We start from the raw sequence: 24,778 nt of genomic DNA on the forward strand, positions 1-24,778 counted from the left end.
TAGGGTGTGACAACGCTCATAGTGGTCCGACACAATCAGATCCAATTGTTAGGCACTGGTGATCAAAGGGGGCAGGTCGCGTCGATGGCCGCGCGATCTCACCGGCGCCGAAGGGAGGCCATGGCTTTGAGGGTGGTGCAATGATCGCGGTCGTAGTGAGCTTGGTCGCTGTCGTGCTCCTCGTGCTCGTCGTCGTGGCACTGGGCATGCGTTCCATGAACCGCCGGGAGAGCTCTCTCCCTCCGGAACGGCTGAAGGAGATGGCCGAAAAGGAGGAGATGACCCAGACGCGGTCCACTGACGAGTTCGCCTCGCACGAGCCGCGCATGGCCAACTTCAGCCCCGACTTCAGCCCTATCGACGAGCCCAAGCCCAAACCGGTACGCACCGGTCAGCGTGGCAGGCGCGGCGTCGACGAGTGGGGCAACCCCACCTCCGACGACGAGGACGAGGAGTTCTGGGCCAACATCCGCAGCGATGCGGAAGAGGGCGGTTTCGGTGCGGGTGGCACCGTGGCGGCCAGGAAGGGCGCCTCCCGCCCTGTCGAGCGCGAGCGCCCCGCCGAGCGCCCTGCTGAGCGTCCCGCCGCCAGGCGCCGGGAACGCACCACTCAGCCGCAGCCCGCGGCCGCCTCCGCCGACCCCAACGCGACCACCGTCCAGTCCCCCCTTCCGCAGCGCCAGCCGGCCGCCGCGGCGGCCAACCTCGCCGACCTGGTGGAGCAGCCGGCCAAGCGCGCCACTCCGTCCCAGGCCGAGCTGGCGGACCAGCGAACGATGACATTCGCCGCGCCGACGGCCGACGTGATGAGCATCCTCGGCGCCGGCGCCCAGCCGGTGCCCTCCCCTCGCCCCGACTCTCTGTCGTCCAACACGACCGGCAACGGCACGGGCTCCTTCCCGGCCACTCCCGCCGCCGGCGGTTCCTTCCCCGCGACCCCCGTGACCCAGCCGAACCCCCTGACCGCACCGAGCGGCAGCGGCTCCTTCGGCAGCGGCTCCTTCCCGGCGACCCCCGCGGCGAGCTCCAGCGGCTCCTTCCCGGTGACCCCCGCGGTGAACTCCAGCGGCTCCTTCCCCGCCCAGCCCTCACCCATCCACGGGGCGCCCACGAGCGACCCGTTCCCCGCCTACAACAACGCCGCCGAGACCACCTGGGCCGGCACGCCCGCGTCGTCGTCGTCCGGCTCCTGGCCCGCCCAGCCCGACATCCTCGACGACCCCTCTCCCACCTCGGGAAGCTCGTGGCCCGCCTTCGAGCAGCCCGCCGCGCGCTCGTCGTACCCCGCCTCGTACGAGGTGCGCTCCGGCTGGGCGGTCGCCGACGACACCGACCCGCTCACCGGCCCTTCCCCCGCCACGGGCACCCCGACCGCACCCAGCAGGGCGGTCTCGGCCTACGACGACGTGCTGTCGGCCCCCGCGCCGAAGCCCAGCTCGATCGCGTACGAGACCGGCGACATCACCACCAGCCCGGCCGCCGCCTGGCCCGAGCCGCCGTCGAGCGCGACCCCGTGGCCGACGTACGGCTCCCAGAACGGCAACGGTGGCGGCAACCACCGCCGCTCGCCCGCCGACCAGGACTATCCCCACGACTATTACCGGTGATCCGCAGGCGCCCATTAATGGGTAAAACCCGCGTGACGCACCCTTAAAGCGGGGCCGACGGAGCAATAGGGTTTGCTCCATGATCCCCGACACAAAGAGTAACCGGCTGGGCACGCTCAGGCATGATGTGCCCGCCTCGCTCGTGGTCTTCCTCGTCGCGGTGCCCCTCTCGCTGGGCATCGCGATGGCCTCGGGCGCCCCCCTGGCCGCCGGGCTGATCGCCGCCGTGGTGGGCGGGATCGTGGCGGGCGCACTCGGTGGCTCCGCCGTGCAGGTGAGCGGGCCCGCCGCCGGCTTGTCGCTGGTGGTCGTGGATCTCGTGCAGACCTACGGATGGCGGGCCACCTGCATGATCACCCTGCTGGCAGGGGCCGTGCAGCTGCTGCTCGGCGTGTTCAAGGCGGCCAGGGCGGCGCTCGCGGTGTCGCCGGCGGTCATCCACGGGATGCTGGCGGCCGTCGGCGTGATCATCGCGCTCGCCCAGCTCCACGTGGTGCTCGGCGGCAGCTCGCAGCGCTCGGCCGTGGCGAACCTCATCGAGCTGCCCGGCCAGATCGCCAACCTGCACGGTCACAAGGTCGCCGTCGGAGTGCTCACGATCGCCGTGCTGGCGTTGTGGACGCGGATGCCCAAGAAGGTCAAGGCCGTGCCCGCGCCGCTGGTGGCGCTGCTCGTGGCTGCGACCACGGCGTGGGTGTTCAACTGGGACGTCACGCGCGTGGACCTCTCCCAGAGCGTCGTCCAGTGGGCGTTCCCCGTGCTGCCGCACGGCGACTGGCACCTGATCGTCGCGGCGGTGCTGCTGGTGGCGCTGCTGGCCGGGTGCGAGTCACTGCTGTGCTGCGTGGCGGTCGAGGGGCAGCACGCCGGCCGCCGCGCCGACCTCGACCAGGAGCTGACCGGCCAGGGTGTCGCGAACATGGTCACCGGCGCGCTCGGCGGCCTGCCGGTGGCCGGCGTGATCGTACGCAGCACCGCGAACGTGCAGGCGGGCGCGCGTACGCGCTGGTCGGCGGTCCTGCACGGAGTTTGGGTGCTGGTGTTCGCGATCGGGTTCGGCTGGACGATCAAGCTGATCCCGCTGGAGGCGCTGGCGGCGTTGCTGGTGTTCATCGGCGTGCAGATGGTGAACCTGGCCCACATCAGGAAGGTGCACGGCCACGGCGAGGTGCCCGTCTACGTGGCGACGATGCTCGCCGTGATCCTGCTCGGGCTCGCCGAAGGCGTGCTGGCGGGGCTGGCGCTGGCCGCGCTGCTGGCGCTGCGCCGCCTGACCTGGGTCACGGTGCTGAAGCGGGAGGATCGCGACGGCCGGTTGCACGTGACGATCTCCGGTTCGCTGACGTTCCTGGGTGTGCCCAGGCTGACGCGCGAGCTGCGGGCCATCGCCCCCGGCGCCGACGTGGACCTCGACCTGAACATCGACTTCATGGACAACGCCGCCTTCGAGGCCCTCCACTCCTGGCGGCTCGACCACGAGCGCATGGGCGGCACGATCGACATCGACGAGCTGCACGACGAGTGGTACTCGCTGGCGGCCAGCGGGGCGCGCATGTTCCCCGTCAAGTCGCCGCCCAAGGCGCCGGACCGCTGGTGGCTGCCGTGGGCGCACCGGCACCGCCGTCCCCCCGCGGCGCCGGGCTCCGAGGGTGCGGAATGCCAGCTGACGGTGGGGGCGCGGGAATTCCACCGGCGTACGGCGCCGCTGCTGCGGCCCATCTTCACGGAGCTGGCCCGTAAGCAGCAGCCGACGCACCTGTTCATCACGTGCGCGGACTCCAGGATCGTGCCCAGCCTGATCACCGCGAGCGGCCCCGGCGACCTGTTCACCGTGCGCAACATCGGCAACCTGGTGCCGCGCAGGGGCTCCGAGCCGCACGACGACTCGGTGGTGGCGGCGATCGAGTACGCCACGCAGGTCCTGGGCGTGCACACGATCACGGTGTGCGGGCATTCCGGGTGCGGCGCGATGGCGGGGGTGCTCAGCGGAGGCGTGCAGGCAGGCAGCCTGCCGGGGCTGAGACGGTGGCTGCGGCACGGAAACCACAGCCTGGCCACGTTCATCGAGACCGAGGGCGACCGGCTGCACAGCGGCGCTCTGGACGTCCTGTGCCGGGTCAACGTACAGCAGCAACTGGAGAACCTGCGCACCTACCGCAAGGTCGACGAGCAGGTCCGGGCCGGGAAGCTGGAGCTGGTGGGATTGTTCTTCGACATCGGCTCGGCGAGGGTGCACATCGTGCCGCCGCTGCGCCCCACGGGCTCCGCTCTGCGTGAAGAAGACCCATCGCACGCCGACGATGGGCGAACAATGAGTGCGTGAAGCTTCTCATCATTGGTGGTTCAGGGTTCCTGGGTCGTGCCGTCGTCGTCGAGGCGCTGGCCCGCGGGCATGAGGTGACGACGTTCAACAGGGGGCGGAGCGGGGCCGACGTGCCCGGCGCCGAGGTCGTGCGGGGCGACCGGGAGGTGCGCGCGGACCTCGATCGGCTGGTCGAAGGCCGGTCGTGGGACGCCGTGGTCGACACGTCCGGCTACACGCCGCGGGTCGTGGGCGAGTCGGCGATGGCGCTGTCCGGACATGCCGGCACGTACGCCTTCGTCTCCAGCGTCTCGGCCATCGACGGCTTTCCCGGCGTACCGGCCACCGAGGACACGCCCGGATGGGCGTGCGCGCCCGACGCCGGGCCCGACGACGGCGACTACGGCGTGCTGAAGGCGGGGTGCGAGCGCGCGGTCCGGCAGGGGTTCGATGGTAATGCGCTGATCGTCCGGCCCGGCCTGATCCTGGGGCCGCACGAAAACGTGGCCAGGCTGCCGTGGTGGCTGAGCAGGATCGCGCGCGGCGGCCGGGTCCTCGCACCCGGCGACCCGGCCACGCCGATGCAACTCGTGGACGCGCGCGACGTGGCGATCTTCACCCTCGATCACGCGGAGCGAGGCACGTCCGACACCTTCCTGGTGACGGGGCCGGCGGGCAACACCACCTATGGCGAGTGGCTCGCTCTCTGCAAGGAGGCGACGGGGTCGGACGCGGAGTTCGTGTGGGTGGACAGCGGGTTCCTGCTGGAGCATGGGGCGGGGGCGTTCGTGGAGCTGCCGCTGTGGGGCGGGCCGCCGTCCGCGGAGGTCGGAAACTTCTGGAGCGTGCCCACGGCCAGGGCGGAGGCGGCGGGGCTGAGCACGCGTCCGGTGTCGGAGATCGTCCGTGACACGTGGGCCTGGCTCCGCGAGATCCCGGAGGAGGAGCGCGTTTACGGCGTCAAGACCACGCACGGGATGGCGCCGGAGAAAGAGGCCGCCATCCTCGCGGCGTGGGCGGCCCGTTCTGAGTAATCCTCCGCAGACGTGGCGCCCAGGAGCGGGTTAGTGTCGCGGGCGCCGGCGAGGTTCTCCAGGTAGCCCATGGCGCTCCTCGCGGCGGCGGTCCTGACTCCCAGGGGCCGGAGGGGCGGAGGCTGTGCGGTTGCTTCCGCCCCTCACCTTTTACCTCAGCTAACACAGAGGAAACAGCCGTGCCGTAATGCTGCCTCGCATGGCTTTGCGTTCCTTGCCGCTTTTATCCCCTGCGTACGCAGCCCGGCCCGGGACGCTGCGGCGCCGGCGGGCTCTGCCGGCGTCCCTCCTCACCGTGGCCGCCCTGCTCCTCTTACTCTCCCCGAGCAGTCCCTCCCCTGCCTCCGGCCCCGCTGCCGTCCTCCTCGCACCCCGTCCGGTCGCCGTGGCATCGGCCCTCGCGCCTTCGCGCAAGTCGTACAAGAAGTCGTTGACCCGCGCCCTCGACCGCTACGTGAGCCACCTCTCGGGCCGGCTCTCGGTGTCCGTACGCGACCTGTCCTCGGGCCTGTCCTACGCCTACCACCCCGGCCTCAGGACGGCCACGGCCAGCATCGTCAAGGTCGACATCCTGGTCACGCTGCTGCTCAGGGCCCAGCGCCGGCACCGCGGCCTCACCGCCGGGGAGAAGCGTCTGGCGGCGCGGGCCATCAAGGTGAGCGACAACGCCGCCGCGTCGGCGCTGTGGCGGGCGATCGGCGGGGCGTCCGGCCTGGCCGCCGCCAACAGGAAACTCGGGCTGCGCGACACGGCGCCCGGCCCGGGAGGCGCGTGGGGCGCGACCACGACCACCGCCACCGACCAGGTGCGTCTCATGACCGCCCTCACCTCCGCCAAGAGCCCGCTCTCCGCCAGGAACCGCCGGTACGTGCTGCGCCTGATGAGCGATGTGACGCGGGCGCAGTCATGGGGCGTCAGCGCGGCCGGGCGCAAGGGCGTCGCGCTCAAGAACGGCTGGCTGCCCCGTCCCCGGGACGGGGGGCGGTGGACGGTCAACAGCATCGGCCGGGTCCGCAGCCGCGGGCACACGTACCTGATCGCCGTCATCTCGGATCGTCACCGCTCGATGGGGGTGGGGGTGAAGGCTGTCGAGACCGTCGCCAAGGTCGTCACCAAGGCCCTCGCCAAGGCCTCCTGAGCACGTCGGCCGCATCGCATCGGAGGAGTTGTCCGTAAGTAAGATTCCGTAGATCCACGGCATTGGTCCAATATTTTGTCATGCCGTCGTTCACCCCTCTGATGCCCGGTGATCCCCCGGAGCTGGCCGGCCTGGAACTGCTCGGCAAGCTCGGAGAGGGCGGGCAGGGCGTCGTCTACCTGGCCAGGACCCCTATGGGCATGTACGTGGCCATCAAGTGGCTGCGCCTCGACCGGTCCGACGACCAGAAGAGCGTCGAGCGATTCCTGCGCGAGGCGGAGGTGGCCCAGCGGGTGGCGCAGTTCTGCACCGCGGCCGTACTCAGCACGGGTGTCGAGCACAACCGCCCGTACATCATGAGCGAGTTCGTCGAGGGGCCCTCTCTGGAGCGGGCCGTGCGAAATGACGGCCCGCACACCGGCCCGGCGCTGGATCGGCTGGCCATCGGCACCGCCACCGCGCTGGCCGCGATCCACGCGGCCAGCGTCGTGCACCGGGATTTCAAGCCGGGCAACGTCATCATCGCCTCCGACGGGCCGCGCGTGGTCGACTTCGGCATCGCGCGCGAGCTCGGTCCGGCCACGATGACCAGCAGCACGCAGATCGGGACGCCCGCGTACATGTCTCCCGAGCAGATCCTGGGGCATGCGGTCGGACCTGCGGCTGACATGTTCTCCTGGGCCGGCACGATCGTCTTCGCGTCGTGCGGGCGAGCGCCGTTCGGGAACGAGGGGACGCTCGCCGTGATGGGCCGGGTGCTCAGGAACGCGCCCGAGCTGGGCTCGCTCGACGGGCCGCTCCGTGACGTCGTGCAGCAGTGCCTCGCCAAGAATCCGGCGCAGCGGCCGACGGCCGAGCAGGTGATCATGCGGCTGCTGGCACATCCGGTGCCCAGCTCACGCGTACTCCAGGCGGGAAGCGAGGCAGCCGCCACGGGTGCCGTCACGGACGCGAAGCCGCAGGAAGGGGAGGAACCACGGAAGCCGCGGAAGCCGCGGAAGAAGGGCGGCAGGCCGATCGTCATCGCCGCGGCGGCCGTGATCCTCGCGCTGGCCGGAGTGCCGGTGGCCGTGGCGCTACGGAACGCCCCGAGCAACCCTGTCCTCCCAGGCCCCGCGAGTCAGGCGCCGAAGACCACGGCTCCGGCCGCCCCTGTCAAGAAGAGGCTGCCCGGGGGCCCGATCACGCTCTACGAGCTTCCTTCCGACCCGATCACGCTGACGGCGTACGAGGTCTACGACAAGAATGACGACGGCGACGTCGATTACGCCAGGCAATCGCCGCGGGGCACGTTCGACAAGTACGCCGGCAACTTCGACACGATGGTCTCCCCCGACGGCCGCTATGTCGCGGGACGACAGAAGGAGTACACCTCGGACGGCTACGACTCCATCCTGATCAACGACAGACAGGCGGGGTCCAGTTTCCGGATCAAGACGGTACGCGACCCACTGATCAGCACAATCCGCTCCTGGTCAGACGACGGCTCGAGGGTGCTGCTCAACATCGACAAGCAGATCAAGGACAAGCGAGGCAAAGAGGACTGGCTCTCTTTGGGCTTCGCCATCGTCGACGTGGCCCAGGCCAAGGTCAGCGTGGTCGACGTGGCCGACGACTCGATACGTGGCTCGGACTTCGGCTGGGACGGCGACCAGGAAGGCGTGGTCTCTTTCTACGGCAAGGACCAGGGCCTGCGCTTCTTCGACACCTCCGGCAAGCCCACACGCGACGCGCCAGGTGTCGGATCGTTGTCGTCCGGCGAGAGGGACATGTTCTCGCCCTCGGGCAAGATGTTCGTGACCGACTGCCCGCAGGGCCACGACGGGGACACCTGCCTCTGGGACACTGCCACCGGCAAGCGGCTCCAGAAGTTCACCTCTGACTGCGACAGGGTGCTGGGCTGGTACGACGAAACGCATCTGTACTGCTGGGAGTTGGACAACGGGGCCAACGACGAGATCCAGGTCGTGGGATTCAAGGGCGAACTGGTGCGCAAGCTGTTGGAAGTGCCGGATGACCTGAACATGAGCCTCTACTTCACGGTCAATCCCTCCAAGGGCTCCTGACGGCCTGGCCGTTGCTCGACGGGGACGGCGAAGGCGCGCAGCGGCCCTGATCCCGGTTGCCGAGCCGGGCCGCAGGAAACTGCGCAAGGCGCGACAGGCGATCCTGCGCGAACAAGGCGAGCAGTCGTACGGCCCGGTCCCACTTTCCAGAGTACGGCCGGCCGGGTCGCCGTGGCTGGTCAAGCCAGGCGGATGACGTTCCAGGACACCGGGGGCAGGAGCACGCGGGCCGGGTCGTGCTCGACGTTCGCGTTGGGTCGGGGTGCGACCCGGTCGGGGTCGGCGGCGGTGTTGCGGGCGTACACGTCCGTGTGCGTCAGGGTGGTGGCCTCGAGGATGCGCGCGCCGCCGAGCGCGCGGGCGTCGATCTCCAGGGAGAGGGGCGCGTCGGTGGAGCGGTTGACGGCGAACAGCGTCGTGCCCTCGTCCGAGTGCGTGGCCACCGCGTGCAGCAGCGGCACATCCCCGTAGTCCGCCGTCTCGTACGTGGGGCTCACCGGCTCCACCCGCAGCACGTCGCCGGCCGCGAGCCGGGACGCCTGCGCGAACGGGTGGAAGGTGCTCTGCCTCCAGGTCCGGCCGCCGGGCTCGGTCATGATGGGCGCGATCACGTTCACCAGCTGGGCCAGGGACGCGGCGGTCACCCGGTCGCTGTTGCGCAGCAGCGTGATCAGCAGCCCGCCGAAGGCGACGGCGTCGGCCAGGTGATAGTGGTCCTCCAGCAGCCGCGGCGCGACCGGCCAGTCCGCGGGCGGCTCGGCGTTCTGGAAGCGCGACAGGTACCAGATGTTCCACTCGTCGAAGGAGATGTCGATCTTCTTGCGGGACTTCAGCCGCGCCCCGACGTGGTCGGCGGTGGCCACGACCGAGGAGATGAAGTACTCCATGTCGGTCGAGCAGGCCAGGAAGCTGCCGAGATCGCCGTTCTTCTCCTCGTAGTAGGCGTGGCAGGAGATGTAGTCCACCACGTCGTAGGCCTCTTCCAGCACCTCGGCCTCCCACGCGCCGAAGGTCGGCATCGACGAGCTCGAGCTGCCGCAGGCGACCAGCTCCAGCGAGGGGTCCATCATGCGCATGGCGCGGGCGGTCTCGGCGGCGAGCCTGCCGTACTCGCGGGCGGTCTTGTGCCCGGTCTGCCAGGGACCGTCCATCTCGTTGCCCAGGCACCACATCCTGATCCCGTGCGGCTCCTTGGCGCCGTTGGCGACGCGCAGGTCGGACAGCGCGGTGCCGGACGGGTGGTTGGAGTATTCCAGCAGGTCGAGCGCCGCCTCGATGCCGCGGGTGCCGAGGTTGACGGCCATCATGGGCTCGACGCCGGCCTTGCGGCACCAGCGTACGAACTCGTCCACGCCGACCTCGTTGGTCTCGGTGCTGTGCCAGGCCAGGTCCAGGCGGCGGGGGCGGCTCTCGCGAGGGCCGACGCCGTCCTCCCACCGGTAGCCGGAGACGAAATTGCCGCCCGGGTAGCGGACCGTGGACACCCCCAGTTCCCTCGTCAGGTCGAGCACGTCGCCGCGGAAACCGTCGTCGTCGGCCGATGGGTGGTCCGGCTCGTAGATGCCGGTGTAGACACAGCGCCCCAGATGTTCGACGAACGTGCCGAAGGTGCGCCGGCGGACGGGGGCTACGAGGAAGGCGGGGTCGATCGTGAGATGCGCGTTGTGCACGGTTGGGCTCCAAAGTTCGGCCGGACACGACAATTGTTAACGTTAGCATTCCGGTCATCGTCGCTGTCATCAGGCTTTGATGTGGGATGTGGTGGCTCTCTTGTCGTACCCCATTAGGACGGTGAACAACGTGATAGGGTGCCGCGCAGGCCACAGCGCTGGTCGAGCACTATTCCCAGCCTGTGCGAGCGTCCCTGATATCGTTATCAAGAGCTTCGACACGGGGAAGAGGATTCGGTGGCAGGTGTCCGGCGGGGCGCGCGTCCCGCGGTGATCGGCGATGTCGCCCGGCTGGCCGGGGTGTCCAACCAGACGGTGTCGCGCGTGCTCAACGAACGCCCCAACGTGCGCGAGGAGACACGGGAGCGGGTGCTGGAGGCGATCCGGCAGCTCGACTATCGCCCCAATCTGATGGCCCGCGGGCTGGTCCGCCAGCAGGCGCACACGATCGGCGTGATCAGCTTCGACTCGGTGCTTTTCGGGCCGGCCTCCACGCTCCTGGGCATCGGCCGCGCGGCTCGTGCCGCGGGCTATGGCGTCACGATCGCCACTCCGGAGAGCTTCGATCGCGGCAGCATCGTCGAGGCGATGGCCGATCTGACCAGCCACACGGTGGCCGGGGTCATCACGGTGTTCGCCTCCCAGGCGGCGGCCACCAGCGCGCTGCACAGCCTGCCTGAGGGACTGCCCGCCGTCGCGGTGGAGGCGGCTCCCGACGAGTCGGTCCCCGCCGTGCGCATCGACCAGGTCGAGGGCGTGCGGATGGCGGTGGAGCACCTACTGCGCTTGGGGCATTCGACGGTGTGGCATGTCTCCGGTCCTCGGGAGCGTATGGACGCCCAGGCACGTATCGAGGCGTGGCGGGCCACGCTGGAGCAGGCAGGCCGCTCCGTCCCCCGGGTCGTGCCCGGCGACTGGAGCGCCGAGTCCGGTTATCAGGCCGGGCTGGAGCTGGCCGAGCGCTCGGGTGTGACGGCCGTCTTCGCCGCCAACGACCACATGGCGCTCGGCTTGCTGCGTGCGTTCAATGAGCGCGGCATTCGTGTGCCGGACGACGTGAGCGTCGTCGGGTTCGACGACATTCCGGAGGCCGGCTACCTGATCCCGCCGCTGACCACGGTCAGGCCGGACCACGAGGAGGTGGGCCGCCGTGCGGTCGAGGTGCTGCTGCGCCAGATGGACGGGCAGGACGACGACGCCGATGACGCACCGCACGTGGTTCCGGCGCTGGTGCGGCGGGCGAGCACCGCACCGGCGCCGGGCTGATCACCAGATCCCCATCGTTCAGTCCTTCCGCTGGCTCTTGAGTGCCGTCCAGGACTCCGGCGGCAGACGCAGGACGATGCCGCCGCCGTCGTCGTCGGTGACGTACTGGGTGAAAGGCATGGGCAGCCCGCTCCCGGCCGCGGCGAGGGTCCAGGCCTCCTGGACCGCCAGCGTCCCCGGGCCGATGTCGTGCAGCCGCACGTGCGCGGTGTCGGTGCCGCGGTTGGTGACGAACAGCGCCACCTCGCCGGAGTCCTCGTCGTAGGTGGCGGCGGCGGCGACTGCGGGCACGTCGCCGTGCCGTACGGTCGCGACCTCGGGGCTGGACACCACAGTGCGCAGGCTCACGCCGCGGGCCAGCTGGGCGGTGAGCGCGGCCGGGTAGAAGATCGTCTGCCTGCGGGCCGGGCCGCCCGGTTCGGTGAGGATCGGCGCGCTCACGTTGACCAGCAGCGACAGGCAGCCGATGCGGACCCGGTCGGCGTGATTGAGCAGCGCCACCAGCAGATCGCCGGTCACCACGGCGTCCAGCGGGGTGTAGACGTGCTCGGTGATCGGCACCGCCACGTCCGGCTCGCGGGCGGAGATGTCGACCGCGGGATCGCGGGTCCACACGTTCCACTCGTCGCAGGACAGGTCAATGCGCTTGGGACGCCCGAGCCGGGCGCCGACGGCGTCGGCGGTGGCGATCACGTCACCGATGAAGGAATCCAGCGCCGCGCCGGAGCCGAGGTATCCGGCACGCTCCCCGTCGTTGAGGTAGTAGGCGTGCAGGGAGATGTAGTCGGCCACGTCGTAGGCCTGCTCCAGGACGTCGGCCTCCCAGTAGCCGAAGGTCGGCATCTGCCGGTTGCTGCTGCCGCAGACCACCAGCTCGATGCCGGGATCGACGAGTTTCATGGCCTTGCCGGCCTCGCGGGCCAGCGCTCCGTACTGGGCGGCGCTGGTGTGTCCGATCTGCCACGGCCCGTCCATCTCGTTGCCCAGGCACCACAGCGGGACGTTGTACGGATCGGCGGTGCCATTGGCACGGCGCAGGTCGGACCAGCGGGTGCCGCCGGGCATGTTGCAGTACTCGACCAGGTCGGCGGCCTCCTGGATGCCACGGGTGCCCAGGTTCACCGCCATCATGGGGGTCAGGCCGCCGCGCGCGGCCCAGCCGAGGAACTCGTCGGTGCCGACCTCGTTCGGCTCGATTCCGCGCCAGGCCAGCTCCAAGGTACGAGGGCGGGACTCCCTGGGGCCGATGCCGTCCTCCCACCGGTAGCCGGAGACGAAGTTGCCACCCGGATAGCGCACCAGGGTGACGCCGAGTTCGCGCACCAGGTCGGCGACGTCGGTGCGGAAACCGTGCTCGTCGGCCGTGGGGTGGCCGGGCTCGTAGATGCCGGTGTAGACGCATCGGCCCATGTGCTCGACGAAGGACCCGAACAGGCGGCGGTCGAGGGGGCCGCGGTGGAAGGAGGTGCTGAGCGTGATGTCAGCGGTGAGCAACGGTACTCCTGTCTATTTGCTGCTGCCGGCCAGCAGACCTTGGATGAAGTGGCGCTGGACCAGCAGGAAGATGATGACGGTGGGCACGGTGGCGATGGTGCAGGCGGCCATGAGCTGCCCCCACAGATCGAAACCGCTGGCGGTCTGGGCTCCGGTGACGTTGGTGGCGAGGTTGGCCAGCAGCACCGAGACGGTCTGCCGGCTCTCGTCGTTGACCGCCACGATGGGCCAGACGAGATCGTTGTAACTGGCGAAGAAGGTGAGCACTGCCAGCGCGGCCAGGCCTGGACGGATCACGGGCACCACCACCGACCAGAACGTCCGCACCACTGACGCGCCGTCGATGGCGGCGGCGTCCAGCAGCTCGTCAGGCACCTGGCTGATCACCTGGCGCATGTAGAAGACGCTGAAGGCGTCGACCGCGCCGGGCAGGATCAGCGCCTGGTACGTGTTGACCCAGCCGAGTTGCTTCATCTCGAGCAGCAGCGGGATGACCAGGGCCAGGACGGGCAGCATGAGGGTCACCAGCACCAGCGCGAACAACGCCTCCTTGAAGCGGAAGCTGTACTTGGCGAAGCCATAGCCGGCCAGCGGGCAGAAGACCATGGTCAGAGCGCTCTTGGCGGCCACGACCAGGGCCGTGTTGCCCAGTGCCGGCCCGATCGGCACCTCCTCGAACATGGCCCGGAAGTTGTCCAGGGTGAACGGTCCGGCCCCCAGGGGGTCGTTCAGGATGCTGGCGCCGGGTTTGAACGCCGAGACGACCATCCACCAGAGGGGATAGAGGAAGACCACGACGGCCGCCGCCAGCAGCAGGTATCCGCCACCGCGGCGCAGGAGGCTCACTTCGACTCCCGGAACAGGCGCACCGCCGCCAGCGACAGCGCCAGCACCATGGCGACCAGCAGGAAGGTGTTGGCCGAGCCGGTGCCCAGATCGGAGGCGCCGATGTGCTGGAACAGGTACAGGCCGGTCGTGGTGCTGCTGTTGTAGGGCCCGCCGCCGGTCAGGACGTACGGCTCGAGGAACATCTGCGAGATGCCCAACGTGGAGATGACCAAGAAGAACGCGATGGCGTGACGCATCAGCGGCACGGTGATCCTCCAGAAGGTGGTCAGCGGCCCAGCGCCGTCCAGCGCGGCGGCTTCGTAGACCTCGCCCGGGATGGACTGGATGGCGGCCAGCATGATGATGAGCGCGAACCCGCTGGACTTCCAGAGCACCAGCAGCGCGATCGTCACCTTGGACCACTCGGTGGAGGTGAGCCACTCGACGGGCGGTAGGCCGGCCAGGCCGAGCAGGTGGTTGACCACGCCGTAGTCCCGGTCGAAGATCAGGATGAAGGCTTGGGCCATGGCCGCCAGCGGCGTCACGTACGGGATGATCACTGCGGTGCGCAGCAGACGCTTGAACCGGAGCCCAGCCCGGGACAGGGCGCCCGCCGCCGCGATCGCGCCGATCGTCTGGAGCGGCACGATCAGCAGCCAGATCAGCGCGGTGTTGCCCAGCGCCGTCCAGAAGTCCGGGTTCGTCAGCAGGTAGAGGTAGTTGCCGAGCCCTGCCCATTTGAACGTCGCGCCGCCGTGCCAGTCGAGAAAGCTGAGCTGGAAGGCGTAGTAGAGCGGGTAGGCGGTGAAGGCCGCGAAGAACACGAAGAACGGGGCCACCAGCAGCAGCCCTCTCCAGCCCGTACGCGGGCCGCGGCGGCCACCGGTCGAGCGGACGGCGGGCGCCTGCCGGGCGGCCACCCGATTTGCCAGCAAAGACAAGGGATCAGTTCCTGTCGATCAGGTTCTTCTTGATGTCGGCCATGGACTTGGCGATCACCTCGTCGACCGACATCTTGCCGTCCATGAGCCGCTGGATGTTGACGCCCAGGTATTTGGCGGCCTGGCCGTACCAGGAAGGCGCCGTGTAACCGGCGGGGATCTCCAGCGCCGCCTTGGTACTGATCGCCCAGTTGTCCACCCCGCCGAGCTGCGGCAGCTTGTCCACGAGCGGCTTGGCCGGGTCGAGCGCGGATTTGACGGACGGCACCAGCGTGTTGAGCCCGGTCGGGTAGACACTGTTCTTGGAGAACACCTTGCGGTAACCGTCGGGCTGGTAGACGGCGAACTCGTAGAAGAGCCAGGCCAGCTCCGGGTTCTTCGCCTTGTCGGGGATGACGAAGGAACTGCCGCCCATCAGCCCGCTGCGGGCGCCGTCCTTGGTCCAGGCGGGCAGGCTGCTCACACGCCACTTGCCGGTCGTCTTCTTCAGGCCCGACTGCGGGATGAAGATGAACCACTGCGCCCACGGCACCAGCGAGATGACGCCCTCGTCGAGCATCGTGATCTGGGCGGTGCCGGCGAACTTCTGCCGCGCGCCCAGCCCCTCGTCCACGACAGCCTTGATCCAGGTGAGCGCGCGACGGGAGGCCTCCCCGTCCAGGGTCAGGTTGCCGGAGGCGTCCACCAGGCCGTGTCCCTGCTGCTGGTTCAGGAACATCGTGTACCACATCATGCTCAGGGTGTTGTCCTGCTCCAGCGGGATGGGTCTGGCCTTGGGATTTTTGCCCTTGATGGCGCGGGCCGCCGCCAGCAGCGCGTCGTAGTCGGTCAGGGAGGCAGGGTCGATGCCGGCGCCGGTCACGACCTCGTCGTTGTAGTAGAGCAGCCCCGGGTCGGTGTCCCAGGGAACGCCGACCAGCCGGCCGTGGTGGGTCAGGACGTCGAGCTTGAACTGGACCGTGTCGGCGCGGTACTTGCTCATGAGCGTGCTCAGGTCGTAGAGGTGGTCGGCGTGCTGGCCGATCTGGTCGTCCTCCCAGAACGAGCCGTCCGGCAGGCCGGTGCCGCTAACCAGGGCCGGCGGCAGCTTGGTGGCGATGTCCACGCCCTTGAGGTTCACCTTGACGTTGGGGTACTTGGCGTTGAAGGCCGGGACCACGGTCCGGAAGACCTTCAGCAGGTCGTCGTCGCGCATCCACAAGGTGACCTCGCCGCGGGCCTGCGCCCCCGACGGCGGGGCCGACGATCCGAGCGCCGCGGGTTCACCCGATTCCGTGGGCACTCCGCAGGCAGCCAACGTTCCCCCCGCGGCCAGCCCTCCCAGCCCGCGCAGGACGTCGCGGCGAGTTGGGGATGTTACCGCTACCAATGGGAGCGAGCGGACCATTGAGCCCTCCTTGGGTCGGGGTGGCGCCGAAGAGGCGGGGGCGGCCGTTCGCTGTCGATTGTTAACGATGCCATTCCAGTACGTCAAGCTCGCATTTCACCAGCAACACGGGATGAAACCAGGAATGTTATCGTTGCCATGACATGTGTGTACGGGGCACGGCGCGAGGACATCCCGAAGGCTGCGGTGGACTTCATGGCGATCGGTGATTGCCTGATCACTGTGGGAGAACCCGTGGATTGGTGCGGGAGATGCTGGCATGGGTCGGGCCGTCACGCCTGTGCCCCCTGGTCAGGCCGGGGTGGGCCGGCCGAACAGCAGATCGTAGCCGTGTGGGAGCTGGAGCAGGAGACGCTCGGTCAGCTCGTCGTCGGCCGCGTCGGCCACTGTGCTGAGGACGGCGCTGACGTCCCAGGCGGCGGTGGTGGCGGTGGCGCCTTCGATCCATGCGGCGGTGGCGCGGATGAAGCGTTCGGGGGTGAGCGGTTCGGCGGCCTGCAGCGGGTTGAGCAGGATCAGGGCGTAGGTCTCGGGGAGGCGGGCGGCCAGCTCGGCCCGCTCCGAGCCGACCAGATGTGCGCCGAGCAGGGCCAGGACGACCCGTGCTGCGCGGTCGGCCTCCTGTGGCGTGGGGTACTCGCCGCGTTCCTGGACCGCCTCCAGGAACGCCTGCCATCGCAGCGTCATCGCGGTGGGCTCCCTCCGCGCCCTCGACCCCGGCACGCCTGCCGGGGTCGGGGGCGTGTCCATGTGTCGGGTCAGTTCTGGATGGGCAGCCGCTGGTGCACGCCGGCCAGGTGGAGCAGCCGCCGCACCTGCCGACCGGGAGAGCGCAGGATCAGGGTGCGGCCGTGGTGTTCGGCGTGGTTGAAGGCCGCGATGAGGAAGCCGAGGCCGGCGCAGTCGATGAACGCGACACCGGACAGGTCGAGCACCGCGGCGCGATGGTGCTCGAGGGCCGCGGTGATCCGGTCTCACAGCGCCGGGCCGGTGGCGACGTCGATATCGCCGCAGGCGGTGATCACGGCGTTCTCCTCAGCGGTGCCCATCTCCTCCAGGCCGCCTTCTACCCGGCTCTGCCATGCGGGCATCACTACGGTGACGCCCCGCGGCCCGCCGTCTGGGCCGCGGGGATGGCCGGAGCGCGGCGCCCGCCCGGGCGCGAGAGCGGGGTCAGGCGCGGATCTGCTTGTGGCCGCCGGAACTGCCGATGGCGATCTTGCGGGGCTTGGCGCGCTCGGCGATCGGGATCCGCAAGGTCAGCACACCCGCGTCGTAGTCGGCCTTGATGTTGTCGGTGTCCAGGGTGTCGGCGAGCATGATCTACCGGGAGAAGACGCCCAGAGGCCTTTCCGACAGCTCGACCTGGACTTCGTCGGCCTTGGCCACGGGCCGGCGTTCGGCCCGGACGGTGAGCATGTTGCGCTCGACGTCGATGTCGATCGCCTCCGGCGTGACCCCCGGGATGTCCAGGGCCACCACGTACTCGTCGTTCTCCCGGTAGGCGTCCAGCGGCATCGCCGACGGCCGCGACCAGGTGCCGGTCGATCCGAGGAGCTGCTGGGTGAGGCGATCCAGCTCACGGAAGGGATCGGTGCGCATCAACATCACGAAACACCTCCAACTCGGTTCAGGCAGGTGCTGCCTATGCCTTCGCTCACCTCCGTTGTAGCATGTCATCGAAACGATGACAAACATGCTCGTCACCGAAACAATGACAAGATCGAGAGGAGGCCACCGCATGGCCCATGACGACACCACCCCCCAGCCCGCCGCACCGCACCCCGCACCGCGGGTCGGGCCGACAACGTTCCTGGCCGCGGCCAGCGCCCTGCGCGCCATCGACCACGCCATCCACACCGCCCACCAGCAGGCCGGTCGCCAGGACTCGAGCCCCGGCACCGAACAAGCCCTGGCGGCCCTGCTCCTGCTGCGCGAAGTGCGCGAACACCTGGACAGCTGGGAGAGCGGCCTGATCGAAACCGCCCGCGACGCCGGCGCCAGCTGGGCCGAACTCGCCGCCCCCCTGGGCGTGGCCAGCCGCCAAGCCGCCGAACGCCGCTACCTGCGCCTGCGCCCCGCCAGCACACCCGGCACCACTGGCGAGCAGCGCGTCAAAGCCGAACGCGACCGCCGCGCCGCCGACCGCACCATCACCGCCTGGGCCCGCGCCCACGCCGCCGACCTGCGCCGCCTGGCCGGACAGATCACCTCACTAGACGACCTGCCCGACACCGCCCACACCGCCATCGTCCGCCTCACCCAAGCCCTGGCCGACAACGACGCCGCCCACCTGCTCACCCCCCTCATCCAGGCCACCCCCCACCTACGCCCCCGCCACCCCGACCTCGCCGCCCGCACCCAGACCCTGGACCAGCACACCCGACAGCTGCGCCGCGACAGCGACCACCAACGCCGCACCCTGCAATAGGGCCCTCGGCATCGTGTCGCAGAAATGGATAGTTCTGCGACACGAGACCAAGGTTCGCGCGGTGTCCGGTTCACCCCTTGGCGTCACTCTCAAAACCTCTCGCAGAACATCTCGCAGAACCCGGCGTGCGATAGGTTCTGCGACATGAGCGAGCTCACCGACTCTCGATCAAATCGCTCAGTACGCCGGGCACAGGGATCTGGCCACGACGATGACGTACATCCATCTCAGCGGCCGTGAGCTGGCCAGCAAGCTCCGTCGCGCGAGTGCATCGATTCAGGCAGAGCGAGAGCGCCTGCTGGCTGGACTGGTGGTGCCGTCATGATGCCCATCAGCGCAGCCCAAGCACGACGGCTCGAGCCCGCCACCACCCTGACAACCGGTGAGCGCGCCGCGCTGGCCCACTGCATGTCGCGCCCGCAGCCCGGCAGGCACTTCGCTGAGGCGAGCGACCTGAGCCGTCTCATCGAGCCCATCACAGCCGTCTCCACCAGCTGGCCGGAGAAGACGGCCAAGCCCGTTTCCCTCTGACCGCGCTAGGCTACTTACTCGGTGGACACCGACGGCTGCATCAGCGGGTCGGTCTCACCCGGCTGGGCGCACTGGCCGACCTCGTCTTCGGCCCCGGCACCGTCGAAACGGCAGTGCGGGACGTCACCACGACCTTGACCCAATGGGGAATCTCTCCGAGGGATGCACGACCCCGAGTGGGGCCGCTCCGCCCCGTCGCCGTGCTGGCCCCCTCGACGTGGACGACGTCGCGCTGGCCCGGCGGCTGCTGGAGCGGTGGGGGCAGCGACATCAGGGAGGACTGGGCGGCCGAGTTTCTCGGCGTGGTCTGGGCCACGTCGCCGCCCGGCTGGGCGTGCCGGATTCGGCCGCGCCCTACCGGCAGGCTCATGCCGTATTCGGAACGGCTGGTCATGAGCGCACGGGTGGCGCCGTACGGGGGTCGACGCACACCATGCTGGCGGAGCTGGCGGCCGCGACGGCGGGTCCGGGCTGGCTCGGTGGCACGCTCGGCAGGCGCACGACACCCACACGCATCTGGGGCTGGATTATTGGATGGGGTGAGCGAGCGACTCCTCCCCCGGATGGAAGGGTGACGCCTTTACACTTTTCTAATGAGAAACCCCCGCGCCGGTTTCCGGTTCATATGAAAAAGCAGAAAAAGGGCGCGCGAAAACCGGTCCAGCTCATCGCCGTCGGCAGTGCCGTGGCGACCGTCGCCGGCGGGGTGGCGACCAACCGCGTGGATGGCCCCTGGTGGGCCCAGGCGCTGTGGTTCGCTGGCGCGGCGGTGGCGTTGGGGCTGGCGGGGTGGCTTGCCCGGATGGCGGCTCAGCCGTACACGGAGGAAAGTCGACAGGAGTCACGCATGCACGAAAATCCCGGCACGCCGGATTTCGACCGCGAGAGCCTGCGGAATCTTCTGCGCATTCACGAACGGAACGTGCGCATTCTCGAAGAACAGGTCGCCAAGTACGCCGGAAGCGCTCCTGTCCACCTGCAAACCCAGCTCGAGGACGAGCGCGACCGCCTGGAGGCGGTGCGCGAGCGCCTCCGTGGCCAGCCGCGATGACGACCGCCTACCGGATCGGCTCGTCCCTGTTCCGCGTCGGCTACGGCGACCTCACCGAGTCGACTGCCGAGGTGCTGGTGAGCTCCGACGACAATTACCTGACCATGGGCGGCGGTGTCTCCATGGCCCTGTCCGTCAAGGCCGGTGCGGAGCTGCGTCTGCATGCCAGGAAGCTGCTGCCGCTATCACTGGGCGACGTCGGTGTGACGACGGCGGGGCAGCTGTCCGCCAAGTACGTCTTCCATGCGGTCTCCATCGACCTGGATCGCAATCTCATGCCGGACACGGCGTGCATCAGGCAGCTGGTGAACCGGTCGCTGGACCTGGCGGAGAGCCTTCGGGTGCGAAGCATCGCGCTCCCGGCGCTCGGCACCGGCACCGGGCGGTTTCCGTTGTATGAGGGTGCCCAGATCCTCGTCCAGACGATCTGCGACCGGCTGGCGCGCGGGTCGTCGCTGGAGGAGGTGAGCCTGACCCTGCCGCCGGGTCGGGAGCTGCGGGAAAGCGACCTGGCCATCTTCTACCAGCGGGTGGCCTCGCTGGCGGCTGTGGGTGGGCAGACCCGCAGGCTCGCGGGAGCCGTACGGGTGCTGGAGCAGTCGTCGCGGGACGAGGCGCTGGAGCGGCTTCGGCCCGCCCTCCAGGACCTGCTCCAGGAGATCAGGGACGTTGCCGATGCGTTGCGGCAGCCGCCACGGACTCTGGAGGACGTCGACCGGTTGCAGAAGGGCATCTTGGCAGGGGACGCGGGTCGGCGGGCTGTCGAGCTGGCAGATGACGTGCTGGTGGAGCCTCGCTGGCGTGACAGCCAGGTGGAGCGTAAGGCGCTGCAGACTCGGCTGGAGGGGCTCAGCACATTGCTGAACGTCCATTACGGCTCGCTCAACAAGCTCGAGATCGAGAAGGCCCGCTATGGGGGTGCGGGGGTGCCGGTCATCCTGGAGAACCAGATCGCGGAGGTGACGGCGGAGATCGCACGGGTGGAGGAGCTCATGCGGACGACGCGCCGGAAGATGAACCAGCCCGGCTCCTGACGCTCTGGATTCCTGCGACCAGCAAAACGATCGCTACGCCGTAGCCGACCATCGGGATCAGACGCCACAGCAGCCAATGGAGCCTTTCCCCCAGCCCACGCAGCCGAGCGGCATGAAGTACGAGACCGCGTGGAACAGCGCCAGTCAAGCGCGACCACCGCCATGACGAGCACGGCCAGTGCCCCCCACCGTCGTGGTGAGGCGCCGCCCCGCCCACCCATCGAACGCAAACAGTCGCATTGCGACTCAAAATTGTCGAGATTCGGCCTCTGTCATCGATGGCCTCGATGGCTGACCCCGTCCACTGTTGGCGCGAGGCCGTAATGGCCAGGCTACCCAAGGGCACTCGATTCGACGATCTGAGGCACTTCTACGCCTCCGGGCTGATCGAGGCCAACCTCAGCCCAAAGGTGATCCAAACCCGCCTCGGTCACGCCGCCATCGCCGAGACGATGGACACCTACGGTCACTTTTCCCGGAACAGAAGATCTCGGACGCGGAGCGATCGATGCGCTTCTACTTCCAAAGATCACGGAACAGGGACGGAATGGGAGATCTTGAAGGGTGCTCCGCCCCTAGTCAAAGGGGCGGAGGGTGACGAGTCGGCCTGTAGGCCGGGTTCTGTCCTTCGTGAGAAGGGGCGACCATCCATCTAGGGCCGCCGTTGCCGGCGGCCTCGAGCGGTCTACCCGCGCGGCTCGGGCGGGCAGCCCTCGAACGTCGCGCGCGGAACGCTCCGGAGAGCGTCCCTTCTTGACCTTGCTCCGGGTGGGGTTTACCTAGCCGCCCACGTCACCGTGGGCGCTGGTGGTCTCTTACACCACCCTTTCACCCTTACCTCCCGTCAACCGGGAGGCGGTCTGCTTTCTGTGGCACTGTCCCGCGGATCACCCCGGGTCGGTGTTACCGACCACCCTGCCCTGTGGAGCCCGGACCTTCCTCGGCAGGCCGTAAGGCCCAACGCGGTCGCCCAGCCGACTCGTCTCCAAAATTATACCAAGCCCTACGTTACTCCCGGCGTAGGTGCGAGGTGTCGTTGAACGACTTCACCACGGCCGGGCCGTCCGCGTAGTACTCGATCAGCGACAGGCACGCCAGGTCGAGGTGCATGCGGTAGAGGGACTCCAGAGGGGCCATGAGGGCCAATCTCAGCAGCATCTTGATGGGTGTCACGTGCGAGACCGCGAGAACGGTCTTGCCCTCGTAGCGCTCGACCAGCCGCTCTCCCGCCGCCTGGACGCGGCGGGCGGTCGAGGCGAAGCTCTCGCCGCCCGGCGGTGCGATCTCGGGGTCGGCGAGCCAGGCGGCGAGCTCGGCCGGCCAGCGGCGCTGCACCTCCGTGAACGTGTGGCCCTCCCATTCGCCGAAATCGAGCTCCCTGAGATCCTCGTCGACCTCGACGTCGAGCCCGGTCCGCTGGGCGACCGCCTCCGCGGTCTGCATGGCGCGCTTGAGCGGCGAGGTGATGATCACATCCAGCCGGTACGGCTCGCGCGACAGCCTCTCGGCGGCGGCCGCCGCCTGGGCCAGGCCGCTGGGCGTGAGCTCGGCGTCGCCCAGGCCCGAGAACCTGCGTTCCACGGACAGCTCGGTCTCACCGTGCCTGAGCAGCAGAAGTGACGTGGCCACGCGGGTGGGAGGGCGCCAGCCGGTGCCCTTGGCGGTGCGTTGCTGGGCTGTGGCAGTGGAGGCGGTGGGAGCTGATATTTCGGAAATGTCGCCCGCGTCGAGGAGGTCCGTCTGCCGCGCGGCGGGCCGGGACGCGGTGCGGGCGGTCGCCCCGGAGGCGCTCGGCCGATCCTGGACCTCCGTCGCCCGTGCTCCTGCGGTGTCCCGCCGTCCCTGGACGTCCGTCGCCCGTGCTCCTGCGGTGTCCCGCCGTCCCTGGACGTCCGTCGCCCGTGCTCCTGCGGTGTCCCGCCGTCCCTGGGCGTCCGTCGCCCGTGCTCCTGAGGGGCCCGGACGCGCCTGTGTGTCGGGTCCCTGTCCGCTTGGTGCGCCGGGCTCGGTCGTGCCGCCGGCCTTCCAGGTCAGGCCCTTGGCGGCGGCGTCCATGGCCTCGTTGGCCAGGCGGTCGGCGTGCTTGTTGCGCTCGCGGGGGATCCAGGTCCACTCCGTCACGCGCAACCGCCTGACCAGCGCCCCGGCCTCCATCGCGAGCGGGCGCAGCCCTTCGTTCTTGATCTTCCAGCGGCCCGCCATCTGCTCGATGACCAGCTTCGAGTCCATCCGGACGGCCACCGAAGCCCCCTCACCGCCCAGCCGGAGCGCGGCCTGGAGACCGGCGATCAGACCGCGGTATTCGGCGACGTTGTTGGTCGTGACGCCGATGGCCTCGGCCGCCTCCGCCAGCACCTGGCCGTCGGAGGCGTCCATGACGACCGCGCCGTAACCGGCAGGCCCCGGGTTGCCGCGCGAGCCGCCGTCGGCCTCGATGATGTAGGAGGTCACAGGCCTGACTCTGCCGTACGTACGAGGATGCGGCGGCACTCCTCGCAACGGAGCACCTCGTCGTGGGGCGCTGCCTTGATGCGGTTCATCTCAGCGATGGAGAGGGCCACCTTGCAGCCCTGGCACCGGCCGCCACGCAGCATCGCGGCGCCCACGCTGTACTGGTCCTTGAGCTTGGTGTAGAGCCCGAGGAGGTCGGCGGGGATGTCGCCGGAGACGGCGGCGCGGCGGCTCTGGACCGCGCCCGCCTCCTTGTCGATCTCCTTGAGCGCCTCGTCGCGGCGGGCCTCGGCGACGGCGAGGGCGGCGGCGAGCTCGTCGCGCTGGGCGACCAGGTCGGTGACCTTGGTGTCGGCCGCCTCCTTGCGCTCCATGATCTCCAGAACGACCTCTTCCAGGTCTCCCTGGCGCTTGTGCAGCGAGGCGATCTCTGACTGCAGGCCGGCCAGGTCGCGCGGCGAGGTCACGGCGCCGGAGTCGAGGCGCTTCTGGTCACGGTCGGCACGGGTGCGTACGGCATCGACGTCGCTCTCCGCCTTGGCCTGCTCGCGCGCCAGGTCGCCGGCCTCGGTCTGGGCCTCGATCGCCTGTGTGGCGAGCTTGGCGAACAACTTCGACCGCTCGTCGATCTCGGCCAGCTCGGGCAGGGTGCGGCGGCGGTGCGCCAGCCGATCAATCACGGAGTCGAGCTCTGCCAGGTCGAGCAGTCTCTTCTGGGCCTCAGGCGCAGCTTTCATGATCAATATCCTCTTGTCCAAGCATCGGTGACCGTGGCGGAGACACGCGTTTCAACGGTAACGCCACTCGAGTGCAGGATGGACGCCGCGCTCTCCAGCCAGGGCCACTCGGTCGCCCAGTGCGCGGCGTCGATCAGCGCGGGACCGCCCGCCTCCACGAACTCACTCGCCGGATGATGCCGTAGGTCCGCCGTGAGGAACACATCGACCCCCGCGGCCTTCGCCGTACCGAGGAGTGAGTCGCCCGCGCCCCCGCTGACCGCCACGCGCGTGACGGGGCGGGACAGATCGCCTGCCACGCGGATGCCCCCGGACGTGCGGGGCAGGCCCTTGGCCGCCTGTGCCGCGAACTCGCCCAGCGTCATCTCCGAGGGCAGCTCGCCGATGCGGCCCAGCCCGCGCCACGGATCGTCGGGGAACGGCTGGAGCGGCACCAGGTCGTCGACCAGACCGACGGCCCGGGCCAGGGCGTCGGACACGCCGGGGTTGGCCACGTCGGCGTTCGTGTGGGCGGTGTAGAGGGCTATGTCGTTCTTTATCAGGGTGTGGATCAGGCGGCCCTTGGGTGTGGTCGCGGCCACGCTGGTGGTGCCGCGCAGGTAAAGAGGGTGGTGGGTGACGATCAGGTCGGCCTTCCACTCCAGGGCCTCATCGGCCACGGCCGCGACCGGGTCGACCGCGAACAGCACCCGCCGCACCTCCTGCGCCGGGTCTCCGCTGACCAGCCCCACGGCGTCCCACGACTCGGCCCGGGCGGGCGGGTAGGACGCCTCGAGCACCTCGATCACGTTCGTCAACGTCACAGCAGCC

The 24,778-nt window shown here is 69.5% G+C and carries 21 protein-coding genes, 1 other RNA gene and 2 pseudogenes; 11 read left to right on the top strand and 13 right to left on the bottom strand.

The window, feature by feature from the left end:
- Positions 1–140: 140 nt before the first annotated feature.
- From ACQPWU_RS42105 to ACQPWU_RS42125, 5 genes are all read left to right on the top strand, one after another.
- Positions 141–1,607, top strand: a complete 1,467-nt coding sequence (locus ACQPWU_RS42105) for a hypothetical protein (protein WP_433431256.1) — start codon at positions 141–143, stop codon at positions 1,605–1,607.
- A 79-nt stretch (positions 1,608–1,686) separates the two neighbouring features.
- On the top strand, positions 1,687–3,930 hold the full coding sequence (locus tag ACQPWU_RS42110) for a SulP family inorganic anion transporter (protein WP_433431257.1): 2,244 nt from the start codon (positions 1,687–1,689) through the stop codon (positions 3,928–3,930).
- Positions 3,927–4,943 carry an NAD-dependent epimerase/dehydratase family protein gene (locus ACQPWU_RS42115; protein ID WP_433431258.1) on the top strand — a complete coding sequence of 339 codons (1,017 nt, stop codon included), beginning with the start codon at positions 3,927–3,929 and terminating at the stop codon, positions 4,941–4,943. The genes ACQPWU_RS42110 and ACQPWU_RS42115 overlap by 4 nt, the downstream gene beginning before the upstream one ends.
- Positions 4,944–5,328: 385 nt before the next feature.
- The gene (locus tag ACQPWU_RS42120) at positions 5,329–6,081 is read left to right on the top strand and encodes a serine hydrolase (protein ID WP_433431259.1); all 753 of its coding nucleotides are present in this window, start codon (positions 5,329–5,331) and stop codon (positions 6,079–6,081) included.
- A gap of 80 nt (positions 6,082–6,161) precedes the next feature.
- Positions 6,162–8,147 (top strand): protein kinase domain-containing protein, encoded by a 1,986-nt coding sequence (locus tag ACQPWU_RS42125; RefSeq protein ID WP_433431260.1) that lies wholly within the window; start codon positions 6,162–6,164, stop codon positions 8,145–8,147.
- 179 nt (positions 8,148–8,326) lie between these two features.
- On the opposite strand, the gene ACQPWU_RS42130 is transcribed toward ACQPWU_RS42125, so the two are convergent.
- Positions 8,327–9,817, bottom strand: a complete 1,491-nt coding sequence (locus tag ACQPWU_RS42130) for an alpha-N-arabinofuranosidase (protein ID WP_433431261.1) — start codon at positions 9,815–9,817, stop codon at positions 8,327–8,329.
- 237 nt (positions 9,818–10,054) lie between these two features.
- Between ACQPWU_RS42130 and ACQPWU_RS42135 the strand changes: the two genes are divergently transcribed.
- The gene (locus tag ACQPWU_RS42135; RefSeq protein WP_433431262.1) at positions 10,055–11,083 is read left to right on the top strand and encodes a LacI family DNA-binding transcriptional regulator; all 1,029 of its coding nucleotides are present in this window, start codon (positions 10,055–10,057) and stop codon (positions 11,081–11,083) included.
- Positions 11,084–11,101: 18 nt separating this feature from the next.
- Here ACQPWU_RS42135 and ACQPWU_RS42140 read toward each other — a convergent pair whose 3' ends face one another.
- The 7 genes and pseudogenes from ACQPWU_RS42140 to ACQPWU_RS42170 form a co-directional block, all read right to left on the bottom strand.
- Entirely contained in the window at positions 11,102–12,577 is a 1,476-nt protein-coding gene (locus ACQPWU_RS42140; RefSeq protein ID WP_433431263.1) for an alpha-N-arabinofuranosidase, read from the bottom strand.
- 12 nt (positions 12,578–12,589) lie between these two features.
- Positions 12,590–13,423 (bottom strand): carbohydrate ABC transporter permease, encoded by an 834-nt coding sequence (locus tag ACQPWU_RS42145; RefSeq protein WP_433431264.1) that lies wholly within the window; start codon positions 13,421–13,423, stop codon positions 12,590–12,592.
- On the bottom strand, positions 13,420–14,346 hold the full coding sequence (locus ACQPWU_RS42150) for a carbohydrate ABC transporter permease (protein WP_433431265.1): 927 nt from the start codon (positions 14,344–14,346) through the stop codon (positions 13,420–13,422). The genes ACQPWU_RS42145 and ACQPWU_RS42150 overlap by 4 nt, the downstream gene beginning before the upstream one ends.
- 4 nt (positions 14,347–14,350) lie before the next feature.
- The gene (locus ACQPWU_RS42155; RefSeq protein WP_433431266.1) at positions 14,351–15,733 is read right to left on the bottom strand and encodes an ABC transporter substrate-binding protein; all 1,383 of its coding nucleotides are present in this window, start codon (positions 15,731–15,733) and stop codon (positions 14,351–14,353) included.
- Positions 15,734–16,024: 291 nt separating this feature from the next.
- Positions 16,025–16,420 carry a DUF2267 domain-containing protein gene (locus tag ACQPWU_RS42160; RefSeq protein ID WP_433431267.1) on the bottom strand — a complete coding sequence of 132 codons (396 nt, stop codon included), beginning with the start codon at positions 16,418–16,420 and terminating at the stop codon, positions 16,025–16,027.
- Between the two features lie 71 nt (positions 16,421–16,491).
- Positions 16,492–16,701, bottom strand: a complete 210-nt coding sequence (locus tag ACQPWU_RS42165) for an STAS domain-containing protein (RefSeq protein WP_433445422.1) — start codon at positions 16,699–16,701, stop codon at positions 16,492–16,494.
- 205 nt (positions 16,702–16,906) lie between these two features.
- Positions 16,907–17,341 (bottom strand): annotated as a pseudogene (locus ACQPWU_RS42170) (Hsp20/alpha crystallin family protein).
- A 133-nt stretch (positions 17,342–17,474) separates the two neighbouring features.
- On the opposite strand from ACQPWU_RS42170, the gene ACQPWU_RS42175 reads away from it, so the two are divergent.
- Positions 17,475–18,164, top strand: a complete 690-nt coding sequence (locus ACQPWU_RS42175) for a hypothetical protein (protein WP_433431268.1) — start codon at positions 17,475–17,477, stop codon at positions 18,162–18,164.
- A 321-nt stretch (positions 18,165–18,485) separates the two neighbouring features.
- Positions 18,486–18,695, top strand: a complete 210-nt coding sequence (locus tag ACQPWU_RS42180) for a hypothetical protein (protein ID WP_433431269.1) — start codon at positions 18,486–18,488, stop codon at positions 18,693–18,695.
- A gap of 40 nt (positions 18,696–18,735) precedes the next feature.
- On the opposite strand, the gene ACQPWU_RS42185 is transcribed toward ACQPWU_RS42180, so the two are convergent.
- Positions 18,736–19,089, bottom strand: a complete 354-nt coding sequence (locus tag ACQPWU_RS42185) for a hypothetical protein (protein WP_433431270.1) — start codon at positions 19,087–19,089, stop codon at positions 18,736–18,738.
- A gap of 231 nt (positions 19,090–19,320) precedes the next feature.
- Between ACQPWU_RS42185 and ACQPWU_RS42190 the strand changes: the two genes are divergently transcribed.
- From ACQPWU_RS42190 to ACQPWU_RS42200, 3 genes and pseudogenes are all read left to right on the top strand, one after another.
- A complete protein-coding gene (locus ACQPWU_RS42190; RefSeq protein WP_433431271.1) occupies positions 19,321–19,746 on the top strand; it encodes a hypothetical protein in 426 nt (141 codons plus the stop codon).
- On the top strand, positions 19,743–20,780 hold the full coding sequence (locus tag ACQPWU_RS42195; protein WP_433431272.1) for a macro domain-containing protein: 1,038 nt from the start codon (positions 19,743–19,745) through the stop codon (positions 20,778–20,780). Before ACQPWU_RS42190 ends, ACQPWU_RS42195 begins: the two co-directional genes overlap by 4 nt.
- A gap of 323 nt (positions 20,781–21,103) precedes the next feature.
- Positions 21,104–21,244, top strand: a pseudogene (locus tag ACQPWU_RS42200) (tyrosine-type recombinase/integrase); the annotation flags it as partial.
- Between the two features lie 130 nt (positions 21,245–21,374).
- Here the strand turns inward: ACQPWU_RS42200 and rnpB are convergent.
- The 4 genes from rnpB to ACQPWU_RS42220 form a co-directional block, all read right to left on the bottom strand.
- An RNA gene (rnpB, locus tag ACQPWU_RS42205) (RNase P RNA component class A) lies at positions 21,375–21,762 on the bottom strand.
- 26 nt (positions 21,763–21,788) lie between these two features.
- A complete protein-coding gene (locus ACQPWU_RS42210; protein WP_433431273.1) occupies positions 21,789–23,231 on the bottom strand; it encodes a bifunctional RNase H/acid phosphatase in 1,443 nt (480 codons plus the stop codon).
- Complete coding sequence (locus tag ACQPWU_RS42215) at positions 23,228–23,968, bottom strand: zinc ribbon domain-containing protein (RefSeq protein WP_433431274.1); 741 nt, start codon at positions 23,966–23,968, stop codon at positions 23,228–23,230. Before ACQPWU_RS42215 ends, ACQPWU_RS42210 begins: the two co-directional genes overlap by 4 nt.
- A 2-nt stretch (positions 23,969–23,970) precedes the next feature.
- Positions 23,971–24,771 (bottom strand): Nif3-like dinuclear metal center hexameric protein, encoded by an 801-nt coding sequence (locus tag ACQPWU_RS42220; protein WP_433431275.1) that lies wholly within the window; start codon positions 24,769–24,771, stop codon positions 23,971–23,973.
- Positions 24,772–24,778 lie beyond the last annotated feature (7 nt).

The organism is Nonomuraea sp. CA-141351 (assembly GCF_050944675.1).
Lineage (GTDB): Bacteria > Actinomycetota > Actinomycetes > Streptosporangiales > Streptosporangiaceae > Nonomuraea.

Bases quoted from the DNA above. Each gene is read 5' to 3' on its own strand.
- ACQPWU_RS42180 (WP_433431269.1), top strand. From the start codon at position 18,486: ATGATGCCCATCAGCGCAGCCCAAGCACGACGGCTCGAGCCCGCCACC.
- ACQPWU_RS42110 (WP_433431257.1), top strand. From the start codon at position 1,687: ATGATCCCCGACACAAAGAGTAACCGGCTGGGCACGCTCAGGCATGAT.
- ACQPWU_RS42190 (WP_433431271.1), top strand. From the start codon at position 19,321: ATGAAAAAGCAGAAAAAGGGCGCGCGAAAACCGGTCCAGCTCATCGCC.
- ACQPWU_RS42125 (WP_433431260.1), top strand. From the start codon at position 6,162: ATGCCGTCGTTCACCCCTCTGATGCCCGGTGATCCCCCGGAGCTGGCC.
- ACQPWU_RS42215 (WP_433431274.1), bottom strand. From the start codon at position 23,968: ATGAAAGCTGCGCCTGAGGCCCAGAAGAGACTGCTCGACCTGGCAGAG.
- ACQPWU_RS42175 (WP_433431268.1), top strand. From the start codon at position 17,475: ATGGCCCATGACGACACCACCCCCCAGCCCGCCGCACCGCACCCCGCA.
- ACQPWU_RS42195 (WP_433431272.1), top strand. From the start codon at position 19,743: ATGACGACCGCCTACCGGATCGGCTCGTCCCTGTTCCGCGTCGGCTAC.
- ACQPWU_RS42155 (WP_433431266.1), bottom strand. From the start codon at position 15,733: ATGGTCCGCTCGCTCCCATTGGTAGCGGTAACATCCCCAACTCGCCGC.
- ACQPWU_RS42105 (WP_433431256.1), top strand. From the start codon at position 141: ATGATCGCGGTCGTAGTGAGCTTGGTCGCTGTCGTGCTCCTCGTGCTC.
- ACQPWU_RS42185 (WP_433431270.1), bottom strand. From the start codon at position 19,089: ATGACCAGCCGTTCCGAATACGGCATGAGCCTGCCGGTAGGGCGCGGC.
- ACQPWU_RS42160 (WP_433431267.1), bottom strand. From the start codon at position 16,420: ATGACGCTGCGATGGCAGGCGTTCCTGGAGGCGGTCCAGGAACGCGGC.